Annotated in this window: 14 protein-coding genes; 11 read left to right on the forward strand and 3 right to left on the reverse strand. The window is 41.1% G+C overall.

Annotated features, from left to right (window positions below):
- Window positions 1-2: 2 nt before the first annotated feature.
- A complete protein-coding gene (locus tag NYE23_RS09640) occupies window positions 3-1166 on the reverse strand; it encodes a glycosyl hydrolase family 18 protein (protein WP_341077422.1) in 1164 nt (387 codons plus the stop codon).
- Window positions 1167-1436: 270 nt separating this feature from the next.
- Here NYE23_RS09640 and NYE23_RS09645 point away from each other — a divergent pair, with 270 nt between their 5' ends.
- The gene (locus tag NYE23_RS09645; protein ID WP_341080680.1) at window positions 1437-2414 is read left to right on the forward strand and encodes a DUF438 domain-containing protein; all 978 of its coding nucleotides are present in this window, start codon (window positions 1437-1439) and stop codon (window positions 2412-2414) included.
- 30 nt (window positions 2415-2444) lie between these two features.
- Here NYE23_RS09645 and NYE23_RS09650 read toward each other — a convergent pair whose 3' ends face one another.
- Window positions 2445-3254, reverse strand: coding sequence for a hypothetical protein (locus NYE23_RS09650; protein ID WP_341077424.1), 810 nt, complete (start codon window positions 3252-3254; stop codon window positions 2445-2447).
- A 133-nt stretch (window positions 3255-3387) separates the two neighbouring features.
- Between NYE23_RS09650 and pepF the strand changes: the two genes are divergently transcribed.
- The 10 genes from pepF to NYE23_RS09700 all read left to right on the forward strand — a co-directional run bounded on the left by pepF (window position 3388) and on the right by NYE23_RS09700 (window position 14695).
- Window positions 3388-5175, forward strand: a complete 1788-nt coding sequence (gene pepF, locus NYE23_RS09655) for an oligoendopeptidase F (protein WP_341077425.1) — start codon at window positions 3388-3390, stop codon at window positions 5173-5175.
- Window positions 5176-5344: 169 nt separating this feature from the next.
- A complete protein-coding gene (locus NYE23_RS09660) occupies window positions 5345-6358 on the forward strand; it encodes a glycosyltransferase (RefSeq protein ID WP_341077426.1) in 1014 nt (337 codons plus the stop codon).
- 20 nt (window positions 6359-6378) lie between these two features.
- Entirely contained in the window at window positions 6379-7428 is a 1050-nt protein-coding gene (gene selD, locus NYE23_RS09665) for a selenide, water dikinase SelD (RefSeq protein ID WP_341077427.1), read from the forward strand.
- Window positions 7429-7491: 63 nt separating this feature from the next.
- Window positions 7492-8394, forward strand: coding sequence for a phosphate/phosphite/phosphonate ABC transporter substrate-binding protein (gene phnD / locus NYE23_RS09670; protein ID WP_341077429.1), 903 nt, complete (start codon window positions 7492-7494; stop codon window positions 8392-8394).
- An 11-nt stretch (window positions 8395-8405) separates the two neighbouring features.
- Window positions 8406-9161: a phosphonate ABC transporter, permease protein PhnE gene (gene phnE, locus NYE23_RS09675; RefSeq protein WP_341077430.1), complete on the forward strand. Its 756-nt coding sequence runs from the start codon at window positions 8406-8408 to the stop codon at window positions 9159-9161.
- A 12-nt stretch (window positions 9162-9173) separates the two neighbouring features.
- Window positions 9174-9947: a phosphonate ABC transporter ATP-binding protein gene (phnC, locus tag NYE23_RS09680; protein WP_341077432.1), complete on the forward strand. Its 774-nt coding sequence runs from the start codon at window positions 9174-9176 to the stop codon at window positions 9945-9947.
- A gap of 38 nt (window positions 9948-9985) precedes the next feature.
- Window positions 9986-10597 (forward strand): polysaccharide deacetylase family protein, encoded by a 612-nt coding sequence (locus NYE23_RS09685; RefSeq protein ID WP_341077433.1) that lies wholly within the window; start codon window positions 9986-9988, stop codon window positions 10595-10597.
- 140 nt (window positions 10598-10737) lie between these two features.
- Entirely contained in the window at window positions 10738-12615 is a 1878-nt protein-coding gene (gene htpG, locus NYE23_RS09690) for a molecular chaperone HtpG (RefSeq protein WP_341077435.1), read from the forward strand.
- 272 nt (window positions 12616-12887) lie between these two features.
- Window positions 12888-13223: a hypothetical protein gene (locus NYE23_RS09695; RefSeq protein ID WP_341077436.1), complete on the forward strand. Its 336-nt coding sequence runs from the start codon at window positions 12888-12890 to the stop codon at window positions 13221-13223.
- A 107-nt stretch (window positions 13224-13330) separates the two neighbouring features.
- Window positions 13331-14695 (forward strand): amino acid permease, encoded by a 1365-nt coding sequence (locus tag NYE23_RS09700; protein ID WP_341077438.1) that lies wholly within the window; start codon window positions 13331-13333, stop codon window positions 14693-14695.
- Between the two features lie 68 nt (window positions 14696-14763).
- Here the strand turns inward: NYE23_RS09700 and NYE23_RS09705 are convergent, their stop codons facing one another.
- Window positions 14764-15621: a DUF421 domain-containing protein gene (locus NYE23_RS09705; protein ID WP_341077440.1), complete on the reverse strand. Its 858-nt coding sequence runs from the start codon at window positions 15619-15621 to the stop codon at window positions 14764-14766.
- Between the last annotated feature and the right edge of the window lie 11 nt (window positions 15622-15632).

Consider the following 15632-nt stretch of genomic DNA (forward strand, 5'->3'; position numbering starts at 1 on the left):
TCTCATTTTGTATGAATCACAGAATAATACTTTACAGGTTCTGCTGTGTTTTGAAGAACTTCAGCAATCGTTCCAGTGAGGCTGTACGGCCCCTTTGCATCATGGCCAGCTTCCCAGATCATCATTCCGCCAAATCCGTGATTTAAAGCCAGAATGGTTTTCTTTTTCATTGTGGCTGATCCATTATAGTAATAGCTGACTCCATTCATGCTGATTCTATCTTTTGCTGCATTTTCAGGATTGTTGTTTATGATGGCCTGATAGGATACCGGCTTAACGGCAGGATCCTCCGGCTGAGCATAAAGTGGAACACCCAGAACCAGCTTTTCCTTGGAAATCTCCTGTGAATCAAAGAGGTTGCTCCAATAATTGGCGATATTCTCTGTAAAGGAATAGGGAGAAAGATTTGCAGCATTGTATCCGCCATCCCACTGGCCGTCATATGCCATGATATTCACATAATCAACCTTTCTGAACATGTCTGGCTCATACACAACATATCCGCTCTCTGTACCTGTTATACTATGAACCTTGGCATGAACCGCAACCGACAGTTCCTTGCCGTTTTCATGCAGCACTCCGCTCAAATGATTGATAAAAACAGCCAGGAATCTTGCATCCTCCTTTGAACGCGGATGCTCAAAATCAATATCAATTCCGTCAAGGTTTTCCTTTTTAACCAGCCCCGAGAGTTCTGTTAACAGCCTGTTTCTAGACGTGTCATCCGCTATTGCTTGTTTAAAATAATCATAGGATTCCCCGCCATTGATGTGAAACCATCCCCCAACAGCAAGAAATGCCTTCACATCATGCTTGTGAGCATTCGACACCACTCTCTGCAGATTGTTCCGCGCAGTCTCACCATTAAAAGAAATGCTTCCATCCTTCTCAGGATGAGCAAAAGAAAATATGACATGAGACAGATTTGAATAATTGATCGAAGCGGGATCTCGATAATCCTGAACATAACCCATCAGCACTTTTTCCGGGATCTCTGAAAACTCCGGAATTTCTTTTGGAACAGGAAGTTTGATCGATTGTGAAACAGGGGCAGGCTGTTTAATAGACTGGAGTCCGCTTGTGTTTTTTGTATAGTAAATGCCGGCAGCAAATCCGCCGCAAAAAGTAATAGCAATCATGATCAAAACTTGATATTTTCTCTTCACTATAGTAAACCTCCATCTTTCGATCCTTTAAAAAGTGTAACAAAAAAAGGAAGATGGAGGGGGTGGTAATTTATTGCTGACATTCCATTCCGGCTTAAAATAATAAACTTTTATTAATATATGATTCTCATCACATTACGAACTTTTTCCTCATGGTACATTTCTTATAAGCACTAGTAACAGCCTAGAAACAAGGAATGATACAGGAGGAATTGTACAGTGAGCGAATTAATTAATAACCGTCAGCATCCGGACCATCACAGCCATTCTATTAATAGCATTGAAGCAGCTGCTCATCCTAAACCGGAAGAACAGCCCGGACATCCCATTCATACTTTCACCCGGGAGAATAAGGCAATTGATAAGCATCTAAGAGAAAATGTTAAGGTCCATCTCGAGGCGTTCATCCAGGAGGATCATGAGGATAATGTTTATGCACTATTAGAAGACTTCATACTGCTCCTTGATCTTGATAAGCATTACAGCAGAAAGGAAAATCTGCTTTTCCCATACCTGGAGAAGTACGGAATTTATGGTCCAACAAATAATATGTGGAGCATTGATGACTTTATAAGGGATGGCATTAAGGAAGCCAGGAACCTTCTCACTCATTACGAGGGGGACAGGCAAAAGGTCATCAATGCAGTCCGTTTCGTTTTCAATGAAGTTAGTGCCATGATTTACAGGGAGGAAAAAATTCTTTTCCCAATGGCTTTAAAAAACCTTACAGAAGATGAATGGGTAAAGATCGCCCATGAAAGCGACGAAATCGGCTTCTGTCTGACCGGCCCTGAAAAAGAATGGAAGCCCGAACGCAGAGGGATTGAGGGGAATGCCCTATCAGAAGGCTACATCAAAATGGAAACTGGCATTTTGTCCTTAAAGCAGCTGGAGCTGTTATTCAATCACTTGCCTGTTGATATCACCTTTATTGATCATGAGGATGTTGTCCGCTATTTCTCTCATGGCAAGGAAAGAATCTTTGCCAGAACGAAAGCCGTGATTGGGCGAACCGTTCAGAATTGCCATCCGCCCCGCAGTGTACATGTTGTGGAAGAATTGCTGAAGGATTTCAGGGAAGGGCGAAAAGACTCTGAAGACTTCTGGATCAAGTTCAGGGATAAATATGTTTATATCCGTTATTTTGCGGTACGGGATGAAAACGGGCGTTATGCGGGAACCCTTGAATTTACACAAAACATCAGTCCAATACAGGAAATCAAGGGAGAGAAAAGGATTCTTTCATAATCAAAAAAAAGCTAAGAGCGTTGCGGCTCTTTAGCTTTTTTTGATTTTCGACGGATTATTTACCTTATATAGAACAGATTCTTCGATAATGAATTCCTCGTCACAGTCTTTTCCTTTAGGCAATTTCTTTTTAACTATTTTTCCATCAAATTCGAGGCTTTCACCTGGCTGAAGGTCAAATTTCTTTAACGTTTTCGAATGGGAGCACCATCCAAGCCCGACTTCAACCGGTTCATCCTCCTGAATGACAAGATCTTCAAGTATGATAACTTCATCATTGGTTTCATTGAAATGGTTCCAGCTCAGGGCAAACTGCTTAACTTTAGCTTTAAAATGAACCTTTTCTGCCGGCAGCTCCAATGCAGGCTGTTTTTCCTTTTTGGCTTTTTTGGCTGCAGGTTTATCACTTTTGCTTTCTTCAGCAGATTTCTTTGTTGCCTCCTCAGACTTCTCTGCGTCTTTTTTGGAAGATTTCTTTTCAGAAGGGGCTGAGGAGATATCCCCAAAATCAGCAGCCAGCGCTTTTCCAAAGCTTGGTGACTGCATCTCCTTAAGGTAAGCAGGATGTATGCAGCTTAGATTTCCATCCTGAAACTCGATAATGATTGTATAATAATCACCAGACTCTCCGTACGTCTGATACCCTTTAACTGTTACAAGACGCTGCTGTGTTTTTTCTTTATACCAGAATTCCTTTTTAACTTCCCTAGTAGTTGATAATCCCCATTCCCTGACTTTCTCTTCATAATGGGCATCGTCCTGAAACGTTTCATAATGACCCACTGGAGGGAAATATGCAGTATTGTTTGAGTCTTCTATATGAGGCAGAGTAATGGCCAAATCCGTCCACATCCTTTCAACATTATTTTAATAGCCATACGTGATAAAATCAAAAATGTGGAAGGGTTTTTGCGATAACTTTTGAATATAGTTAATTAATAAATAACAGTTTGCTGTAAAGGAGTTAATAAGAATGAAGACATTCAAAGATAGAAATGACGTTCCGCTCAATGAGAAATGGAATCTGGAAGACATATACACCGGTTTGGAGAAATGGGAAGATGATTATAAGCATATTGATCAACTGGCTGATAAGCTGAAAACCTTTGACGGACAGATTCATGATGGTAATTCCCTTTATCAATATCTTGAAAAAAAAGAAAAACTCTCTTACATATTTAATAAGCTGTATGCATATGCGATGCTGAAAACCGATGAAGACACACGCGTGACAGATTCGCAGGCCTATGTAGACAGGGCAAAGCAATTGAGCGTTAAAGTCAGTTCTTCCACTTCATTTTTTATGCCTTTTCTCTTAAACCTTGATGAGGAAACCCTGAAGGGCTATATTGCAGAGGAAAAGGGCTTGAAATACTTTGAGGAGGACCTGCTCGAATCCTTCCGCTATAAGCCGCATGTCCTTAATAAGGACAAGGAAGAAGTTCTATCCCATCTCGGCGAAGCACTTTCAGTTCCCAGCCATACTTTTGGAATGATGAATAATGCAGATATAAAGTTTGGCGATGTAACAAAAGATGATGGCGAGAAGGTTGAACTGACACGCGGCATATATGCGAAAATCATGGAAGAAGAAGACCGGGAAAAGAGGAAAGAAGCATATAAAGCCTATTATCAGCCCTATGTGCAGCTGAAGAACTCCATTGCTTCCACCCTTTCTGCTGCGATAAAAAACAATGTCACCATGGCCAAAATCCGCAATTATCCTTCAGCACTTGAAAAAGGATTATTCGGTGATCAGGTGCCAAAGGAAGTGTATGTCAATCTAATTGAGACGACTAAAAAGAATATTGGGGCAATGCATCAGTATACTGCGATCCGCAAGGAACAATTAGGCCTTGACAAGCTGAGGCAATATGATTTAAGTGTTCCTTTAGTAAAGGGAGTCAAACTTGAAATATCATATGAAGAAGCTTATGACACAATGTGTAAGGCGCTCGAGCCTCTTGGTGATGATTATATTACTATTCTGAAGGAGTTTAAGTCAGGCCGCTATATTGATGTGCGTGAAACTCCCGGGAAACGGTCAGGCGCCTATAACCTCGGCATTTACGGTGTTCATCCTTATATCCTCCTGAATCACAGGGATGATCTGGACAGCCTCTTTACACTTGCTCATGAGTGCGGGCATGGTGTCCACAGTAAGCTGAGCTCACAGCACCAGCCGCAGATCACCGCCCGTTATAGCATTTTTGTGGCGGAAGTGGCTTCAACAGTGAATGAAGTACTCCTGATTCATTATTTGCTGAATACGGAGAAGGATAAAAATGTCCGCAGGCATCTCCTTAATCATTTTATTGATCAGTTTAAAGGAACCTTCTTCACTCAAGTTATGTTTGCTGAGTTTGAGATGAAAACCCATGAATTAGCTGAAAGGGGAGAGCCGCTTAACGCTGAGGTCTTCAACGGAATATATGAACGTTTATTCCGCGAATATAACGGGGATGACATTGTTTTTGATGAAGAAGTGAAATTCGGCTGGGCAAGGATTCCTCATTTTTACCGTCCATTTTATGTGTATAAGTACGCTACCGGATTTGCGTCTGCCATTCATTTGGCAGCGAAAATTCTTGAAGGAGACAAAGAAACGCTGCAAAGCTATCTGGAGTTCTTAAAAAGCGGAAGCTCCGATTATCCGCTGGAGCTGCTGAAGAAAACCGGAGTGGATCTGACTTCCCCATACCCTATTGAAAACTCACTAAGAAAATTTAGAGATCTTGTAGAAGAATTCGGAAACCAATAAAAGGATCGGGCCTGTTTCTTGATATAGAAACAGGCTTTTTTATAGTCATAATGAAAAGAACAGCCTGCTGAAATACAATTAATGGACAGGATGAAATATTCCTGCAATAATTGATGCAAACTTTAATTAAAACGATGATAGTGCAAATATAATTGTGAAGGATGAAAGGATGAAAGTACTTCTGGCAAGCCCAAATTTTCACCAGGCAAGAGGGAACACAGTTACTGTTCAGCGTATATCCGATAACCTTAATAAGCTGGGCATTGAGACTGAAATAATGAATATTACAGACGGCTGCAAATTTACCAGCCTGCCAAAAGCCGATATTGTGCATGGCTTTAACGCTTATCGGTTTGGCCAATTCATTAAGGGGCTTGGTGAAAAACCCGAAAGATATGTCGTAACGATGACCGGCACTGATTTAAATATCGACCTTCATGATCCGGTGAAGAAAACCGAAATCATTCAAACCATTATCAACGCCGAAGCTATACATGTATTTGATGAAGAAGCTAAGCTTGTACTGGCAGGTGAAGTTCCTGAAGCAAAAGATAAAATCAGTGTTATCCATCAGGGCACTGTAATATTTTCTGAAGCTGGAGCCGATTATAAAAAAGAACACGGCACTTTTTTATTTTTGCTGCCGGCAGGAATCCGCAAGGTGAAGAATATTCCTTTTGCCATAGATAAGCTTAAAGTGTTATATGAAAAGAATCCCCGCATCCGTCTTTGGCTGGCGGGTCCTGTTATTGAAGAAGAAGAGGGGAATATCATAAAGACCCTTACAGAAAAAAATAAAGAATGGGTTCAATATCTCGGCCAGATCCCGCATCACCATATGGGAGAGTTATATAGCCAAGCGGATGCGGTATTAAACACATCCCATTCTGAAGGCCAGCCTGCTGCCATTTTAGAAGCAATGGAGTATAGCCTTCCAGTTCTTGCAGCCAATAACCCGGGCAACAGAAATATCATTTCACATCAGGAAACCGGTTTAATCTACACTAATCCGGTCGAATTTCTTGATTATGCAGACAAACTAGTGAATAATAACGAATTGAGGATTAAATTGGGGCATGCTGCCAAATTCTACGTTGAGGGCAGTCATTCTTCGGAATATGAAGCCAAAACACTTCAAAAAATTTATGAAACCATCTTAGAAAAATCCCCAAGTAAACATTGAACGAGTAAGGAGAGAGAAATATGTCGAGAGAAGAAATCGTAAAATTAACTTCTTTATCAACAAAAGGCGGCTGAGGATGCAAAATTGGTCCTGAAGACCTGGCGCAGGTTCTGCGTCATTTACCTAAGTCTGTACCTGACCCCAACCTCCTGGTAGGATTGGATACATCAGATGATGCAGGCGTATATAAAATAAATGATGAAACTGCCCTTGTGCAGACACTGGATTTCTTCACTCCTATCGTTGATGACCCATACATGTTCGGCCAAATCGCCGCAGCCAATTCGCTGAGTGATATTTACGCTATGGGCGGCAAGCCTATAACCGTCATGAATATTGTAGGTTTCCCTATAAGCAAACTGGATAAAAGCATACTTGCAGACATTCTGGCTGGCGCATCCGATAAAGTTAAAGAATCCGGTGCTGTGTTAGTTGGGGGGCACTCCATTGACGACCAGGAGCCAAAATTCGGCTTATCTGTGACTGGAACCGTACATCCTGAACGGGTAAGAACAAATGCCGGAGCCAAGCCTGGCGACAAGCTGATCTTAACCAAGCCGATTGGCGTCGGCATCCTTACTCAAGCTATTAAAAGGGATATGCTGGATCAGGAAGGCATTGACCGTGTGATGGAAGTCATGGCTGCTTTAAATAAAGAGGCAGCTGAAGCTATGGATAACTACCAGGTTAATGCCTGCACAGACATCACTGGTTTTGGCCTCCTGGGCCATGCAATGGAAATTGCGGAAGGAAGCGGCACAGGGATAACGATTGAAAGCAAAGCCGTGCCTGTTCTTCCAAAAACCAGGGAGCTTGCCCAGCAGAACATTATTCCCGGCGGCTCCAAAAAGAATCATAAATGGCTCTCCGGACGTATTCAATACAAAAATATTGATGATGTTGACCAAGTGATTCTTTGTGACGCTATAACATCAGGAGGACTTTTAATAACCGTTCCTGAATCAGAAGCTGAACCACTCCTAAATGACCTGAAGGAAAAAGGAGTAGAATGGGCTTCCATCATCGGGACAGTCACAGATCAGAATCCCGGAAGGATTACAGTTATCTAAAAAAGGACTCAAAAAGAGTCCTTTTTTACCTTTACTACAAAACTTAAACAAGGAAGTGCAAATATGAAAAAATTCTTAATGATCATAACTATCTTTTCACTGATGCTTCTGTCAGCCTGCAGTGGAAATGAAACAAATAACACAGATAAAAACGGAAAAGAACAGCCGAAAGAAACGTTCACCATTGGGGTCATCCCTGTTCAAACAGAGGGATCGATGGAAGCAGCCATGGAGAAACTGCAGTCAACCTTATCTGAAAAACTCGACCGAGAGGTAGCTGTCGAAGTTTATCCGGATTATAACGGGGTAGTGGAAGCCATGAACTACGATAAAATTGATATGGCATATTTCGGCCCGTTAACATATGTCGTTGCCCATGAGAAGAGCGGCGCAAAAGCCATCATTACACAGCTGATTGATGGAGAGCCATTCTATTATTCCTATATCATCACCCACAAAGACAATCCATGGAACTCACTTGAAGACCTGCTGAAAAACAGCAGTGAAGCTGACTTTGCCTTCGGTGATATCAATTCAACTTCAGGATCCCTTATTCCATCAATTGAATTAAAGGACCGTGAAGTATACCAATCAGAGGATGAACACAGCTTTAAATCCGTCCGATTCACCGGCTCACATGATGCTACTGCATTGGCAGTTCAAAATAAACAGGTGGATGCCGGTGCGATCGACAGCGCCATCTATAATCAATTAGTGGATTCAGGAAAAGTAGATGGAAATCAGATTAAAACGATCTGGAAATCAGAAAAGCTTTTCCAGTACCCTTGGGCTGTACATGAAAACACCGATGAAGAAACAATTAAAGCATTGAAAGAAGCATTTCTGGCGATTGAAGATCCCGAAATTCTTGATGCATTCGGTGCAAGCGGATTTACTGAAGCAAGCAACGAAGATTATGAAAGCATCCGTCAGGCTGCCCTAAAAGAGGGACTTATTAAAGAATAGGGCTGATAAGATTGTGGTTTAAAAAAAGCAGCATATTAACATATACCGTGTTGGCTTTTTTCATTTTTCTAAGCATGAAGCTGACAGAATTTGACTTATCTAAATTCAAAGACTTTCGCAACATGATTGACTTTCTGTCCCATTGGTTCCCAATGGATTTTTCTCTCCTTCCAAGGATACTGGAAGACAGTCTGGAAACCTTGGCGATGGCTTTTCTGGGAAGCTTCTTCGGGCTTATTATCGGACTTCCCTTAAGCTTTATGGCCGCCAAAAACACATCCGGCTCAAAATTTGTTTACCATATAACCAGAGTCGGCCTCAGCTTTGTCCGATCCATTCCTGAAATTGTTTTTGGTTTGATTCTTTTGACGGCTCTTGGGCTTGGTCCTTTTCCGGCTGTCCTGGCCATTATGTTTCATAACATTGGGGTTCTGGGGAAACTGATCTCAGAACTCATTGAAGCATCCGATCCCGGCCCGCAGGAGGCCATGAAAGCAGTTGGGGCAAAAAGCTGGTTTGCTTCTCTGTTCAGCATACTGCCTCAAATATGGCCAAATGTATTGTCAAATTACTTCTACCGGTTTGAAGTTGCCATAAGGACTTCCCTCATCTTAGGCTTCATTGGCGGAGGAGGAATTGGCCAAAGACTTTTTAATGATTTTAAAACCTTCCAATACAATTCAGTTTCGCTCGATGTCCTGGTGATTATGATCATCGTGATTCTAGTGGACCTTTTTGGAAGCTATGTCAGGAACCGAGTGATATAAAGGAGGCCGGAAATGCTTGAGATTCAAAATATAACAGTCCGTTATCCCGGCATGATGCATAATGCGCTTAATTCAATAAATCTGACGATACACCCTGGAGATTTTGTTTGCGTGCTAGGTAAAAGCGGTGCCGGAAAATCCACTCTGATCCGCTGTTTAAATGGCCTGCAGACACCTTCATCAGGGGAAATCATCTGGGATGGCCAATCCTTTTCTGCACTTAGTGATGAACAGCTTCGGAGAATCCGCAGGGAGATGGGAATGATCTTTCAGCATTTTAATTTAGTTCCTCGATTGACTGTCCTGCAAAATGTTCTGACAGGCATGTTCGGCTACAGGAGCAGTTTTAAGAACCTCATTGGCTGGTTTACAGAGGAAGAAAAAGCTCAGGCTAAACAAGTCATTGCAGAGGTGGGCTTAACCGACTTTATCGACCGCAGGGTTGAACATCTTAGCGGAGGGCAGAAACAGAGAGTCGGCATCGCAAGGGCTCTCCTTCAAAAGCCTAGGTTCCTGCTGGGAGACGAGCCTGTTGCCAGCCTGGATCCTGGAACTTCAGACCGGATTTTCAGCCTGCTGCAGGAGATGCATAATCGGCATGGTCTGCAAACCATAATTAATGTCCATGATGTTCAATTGGCTAAACGCTATGCAACCCGCATTATTGCTTTAAAAGATGGGGAAGTTGTTTTTGATGGTAAACCGGAACAGTTTACAGATGATATGTATGTATTTACATATGATGCAGAAAGTTATCAAGAAAAATCATATATCCGATCAACTTAAGAACAGGAGGCAGAAGAATGGCCAATTGTCCATGAGTAGTGGATAGCTCGAACGTCGTGTACGTTTCGAATGACCCTGACATCAAGTTATTTAATGCCGGACATCCATCGAAGAAAACAGTAACGCTGACTTTTGACGATGGGCCGGCAAGAGTTCTTCCGGAAATATTGGATATATTGAAGAAAGAAAAGGTTCCAGCTGTTTTCTTCTGGCAATCAAGGCTCTTATACCCCGGTCGTCCGTGGAAAAGAGTCCTGGAAGAAGGCCATCAGATAGGAACTCACTCTTCAAAGCATTCCAATTATGTTAAATTGACTCCAAATGAACAAATCCAGGATCTAAGGAGCAGCAAATTAAAGATTGAATCCATCACTGGCCAGGAATTGAAGCTATTCAGGCCCCCGTTTGGACAGTTTAATGAACATACCATTGCTGCAGCCAAAGAGCTAGGGCTCTCCACCATCCTGTGGAGAATCTCGTCCATGGACTGGGAGCTCAAGGAGGAGCCTGAACAAATTATCACCAACGTTATAGAGAACCTTGAAGACGGAGCAATCATTCTTTTGCATGAATTAACCCAGACTGTTGAAGCTCTGGCTGGTTTAATTGCTGGAATTCGGGATAAAGGCTATGAATTTAGTTTGCTGTAAAAGGTATCCTCAGTGAGGGTACTTTTTTTGTGAGAGTTTTATCCTGTTGACACAATTAAAATAATATGATAATTAAATATTGGTTAGCACTCGAAAGACTTGAGTGCTAAGGAAATGAAAAAATAAGGGGAGAGACTAACATGGAAACGAAACAGTTTCAGGCAGAATCCAAGAGATTATTGGAAATGATGATCAACTCCATCTACTCTCAAAGAGAGGTTTTTCTGAGGGAGCTTATTTCCAACAGCAGTGATGCGATCGATAAGATCTACTACAAAGCACTTACAGACGATTCTTTAACGTTTGATAAAGACAGTTACTACATAAAAGTCGTTCCTGATAAAGAAAACAGAACCTTAACAATTAAAGATACCGGCATAGGGATGACAAAGGAAGAACTGGAAAACAACCTGGGTGTCATCGCCAAAAGTGGTTCTCTCGCTTTTAAGAAAGAAAATGAGATTAAAGATGGCCATGATATTATTGGCCAATTCGGTGTAGGATTTTATGCTGCTTTCATGGTCGCTGATGTTGTAACAGTGATCAGCAAAGCACTTGGCAGTGAACAGGCGTACAAATGGGAATCACATGGTGCTGAGGGGTATACGATTGCACCATATGAAAAAGAAGCGGTCGGCACTGAAATTATTTTAAAAATTAAAGAAAATACAGAGGATGAAAGCTATGATGAATACCTAGAAGAGTACCGATTAAAGTCGATCATAAAAAAATACTCTGACTTCATCCGCTATCCAATTAAAATGGATGTTACAATCAGAAAACCGAAAGAAGAAGAAGAGAATGAGTTTGAAGAAATTACCGAAGAGCAGACCATCAACAGCATGGTACCAATCTGGCGGAAAAACAAGAGTGAACTGACAGACGAAGATTACGAAAGGTTCTATCAGGAGAAGCACTATGGCTTTGATAAGCCGGTAAAGCATATTCATATAAGTGTGGATGGCACGATCCGCTATAATGCTATTTTATATATTCCTGAAAATATTCCATTTGATTATTACTCTAAAGAATTCGAAAAAGGCCTGGAGCTTTATTCGAATGGCGTTTTAATCATGAATAAGTGTGGAGACCTTTTGCCTGATTATTTCAGTTTTGTCAAAGGGATGGTGGACTCCGAAGATTTATCACTTAACATTTCAAGGGAGATGCTGCAGCACGACCGACAGCTGAAGCTTATTGCGAAAAACATCAGCAAAAAGATTAAAAATGAGCTTCAAAGTCTCATGAAAAATGAGCGGGAAAAATATAAACAATTTTACAAGTCATTTGGAAGACAATTAAAATATGGTGTATACAGCGATTTCGGAACTCATAAAGAAACACTCCAGGATTTATTGATGTTCTATTCTTCAACAGAAAAGGAATTGGCATCACTTGATGAATATGTATCCCGAATGAAAGATGACCAGAAATATATTTATTATGCTGCTGGAGAGTCACACGAAAGAATCGAAAAGCTCCCACAAACCGAGCTTGTGGCAGATAAAGGTTATGAAATCCTGTACTTTACAGAAGATATTGATGAGTTCGCCATAAAAATGCTGATGTCCTATAAAGAGAAGGAATTTAAGTCAGTCTCAAGCGGCGATCTCGGCATAGAGAATGAGGAAGAAAAGATATCCGAATCAGAAGAAAAAGAACATAGGGAATTGTTCAGCAGCATGAAGGAGATTTTATCAGGTAAAGTGACAGATGTCCGACTCTCCAAAAGACTTAAAAGCCATCCTGTTTGCCTTACAGCCGATGGGGAAGTCACCATTGAAATGGAAAAAATCCTAAGCAGCATGCCTGACAATCAGAATGTTAAAGCGAACAAGGTACTCGAAATCAATTCAAGCCATGAAGTGTTCCAAGCTTTAAAAAATGCAATGGAGAATGATAAGGAAAAGTTAAGTCTTTATACAAACCTCCTATATAATCAGGCCTTGCTGATTGAAGGCCTGCCAATCAGCGACCCTGTGGAGTTTACGAATGATATCTGCAAAGTTATGGTCTAATAAATATACAAACAGCCCGATTCCATTGGGCTGTTTTTTGTTATTTGCTTAACAATTCCAAGGATATTTTCTGTACTAATAAACACACTAAGCAATAATGGAGTGCTATGCTTCACAGCAAGGCAATAACGCCGAAATTTATGTCTTGTCCTTTACTATATTGCTCTTGAGAAAGGTACGGCATAAGCTTCGAAAATATTGAAAACTCCGAGCAACTATTCCACCTGGTGGAAGGTGACTAATACATTCTAAAAATTGGGAAGGAGATTATCATGTCTGTTTTCGTTTACCAAACATTTGAAGTGAAGCAGGATAATTTCGTTGAAGCTTTAAAAAATCTGAGGATGATTCAAAGCTATCGGAACGAAAATTATCAGCACAAGGTGGAGCTATTATCGCCAATTTCAGGAGATGATCATACATATGCTTTTCTATCCACATACGAGGGTTTGGCAGAGATGGAATTGCAAAACAAAAAGATGTTTGAAGATGAGGAATACAAAAAGCTGATTGAGCAATTTTTCCTTGAGGATATTGTCCAGGGAAGCATGCACACTCAGCTGTTCCGATCTGTAACTGGATTAAAAAGCGACAGTTCTGAGAAATAGAAATAAGAATTCTGGCAAATTTCCATGTGACATTGAAACGGAAGCCGATCATCATCTGAATCGGCTTATTTTTTTGCCAGTAAGTAACGGAAAGAGGGAGGTACATCATGGATTTTTTTCTTCCAAGCGGCAATTCCTCAAAAGAAAGTGAATCAGGTGATTTAAAATGGTGGCAATTATCACTGATTGGTGTGGGCTGCACCATCGGAACCGGATTTTTCCTGGGATCTGCCATTGGAATCAAGATAACCGGACCAGCCATTGTTTTTTCATTTATATTAGCGGCTATCGGAACTTATATAGTCTATAATCTTTTAGCTAAAATGACAGCAGAGGACCCTCAGGAAGGATCTTTTTGTTATTATGCTAATAAAGCGTATGGGAAGTGGGCAGGGTTTAGCTGCGGCTGGAATTACTGGTGCTCCAATATTTTAATCATGGGAAGCCAGTTAACCGCGCTATCCATCTTAACAAGATTCTGGCTGCCTCATGTCCCGCTTTGGATTTTTGCAGCGTGCTATGCCATTCTTTCAATTATTGTCGTCTTAACAGGAAGCAAAGGCTTTGATAAGGCAGAAAACCTCTTTGCAGTTATTAAGACTGCTGCCATCATCATGTTCATCATTCTGGCTTTTTCTGCTATGGCAGGTGTAATGGATGGAGATGTCAAGCATCCGGGATTCCCTGGTTCTGCTGGAGATTGGTTTCCTGAGGGCTTAAAGGGCTTTTGGTCCTCCTTAATTTATGCTTTCTATGCGTATGGAGGAATTGAAGTAATCGGGCTCATGGCTACCCGATTAAAAAAGAAAGAAGATGCTCCCAAAGCCGGCATTATCATGCTGATTGTGCTGGTGATCATTTATGTCATTTCCCTTGGTTTAGCGGTTTATATGGCTTCACATGGGGAATTTAATGAAAAAGAAAGTCCGTTTGTAACTGCTATGGAACATTATAACCTGGACTTTTTTCCCCACGTTTTTAATGCAGCCATCATAATTGCCGGCTTCTCGACCATGACAGCTTCATTGTTTGGAGTTACATCATTACTGGTTACTTTAGCTAATGATGGTGATGCTCCAAGTCTTTTTTCAAAGAAGATAAAAAAGTGGAAGGACCTGCCGCTGCCATCGCTCGCACTTGCTACAGCGGGTTTAATAGCATCCATTGTAACAGCTTTGCTTTTGCCGGGGAAAATTTATGAATACATTACCACTGCTGCAGGGATCATGATTTTATTTAATTGGTCTTTCATTATTATTTCGGCACTGCGGATATTGGAGAACAAGATATTTGGCAAGATCCTTGCCATGTTTGGACTGATCCTGATCCTTGCTGCGGTCAGCGGAACATTACTTGAAAAATCAATTAGATTTGGTTTTTTCGTAAGCTTACTTTTCGTTGCATTAATAGCGATTGCAGCTCTGATTATGCAAAAGGCAGTATGGAAGAACGAAGGAAAAGGAACCTGTTAAAAACAAACACCAAATATCTGGTGTTTGTTTTTTGATGGATGGAAGAAGGAAGGAGGGAAGGCGATAGATTACTTTAGGTACGGAGCCAGTTTCTGAATAATTTGATTAAGCTTTTCAGTATTTCTTTCATACATTTTCTGTGCACTTTTTGAATCAGTCTGCAATGAAAATATCTCCAGGTCCGCTGCACACTTCTTAATCATGGCCAGAAGCAGAGGACGCTGTTGGGGTGCAGGAACCTTAATTGAATCATCATAGACATCCACAGTTAATTCACCAAAAGAATCAATTTGTCCTAAAAAAATATTTTCCTGTGTAAGGCCTAATTTCTCTATCTCAGATTTCAGCCATTTTTTGCTTTTTCCTGATCCGGCCAATGGATCGTTTAGAATGTTACCATCCATAATAACCGTTTGCGGTTCTTTTTCCTGAGGCAGGTTCAATTGAAGATCTTTTGGAGTGAGCGGCTGGTTTTCCTTCTTCAGCATAATGCTAAGGTCGCCACGAGGCTCCAGAACTGCAAACTCCACATCGGCTGCCTTAAAGACATTTTTTTGTCGGAGCAAAGAGGATAAGTCATCTATGGAGTATCGTTCCTTTTTTAAGTTGTCTTCTAATATTTTCCCATCTTTAATAAATATTGTTCCTTTTCCTTCAAAAAAATCACGGAAGCTTTTGCTTTTAAGAGCGAGCATATCAGCAAATAATGTTACAAGACCAAAAATCATAATGGATAGTATTCCGCTGGCCCAGTGGTTATCTAATCCCATAATAATCTCACCGGCTATACTCCCGATGGTGATGCCTGATACATATTCAAAAAATGAAAGCTCAGAAATTTGTTTTTTCCCAATCAGTTTAGTGATAACGAATAGAACACCTACGAACAATATAGAACGAGCACCAATCAGCAGCCACTCTGGCATAATTTCATCTC

The sequence above is a fragment of the Cytobacillus sp. FSL H8-0458 genome, from assembly GCF_038002165.1.
Classification (GTDB): Bacteria; Bacillota; Bacilli; order Bacillales; family Cytobacillaceae; genus Cytobacillus.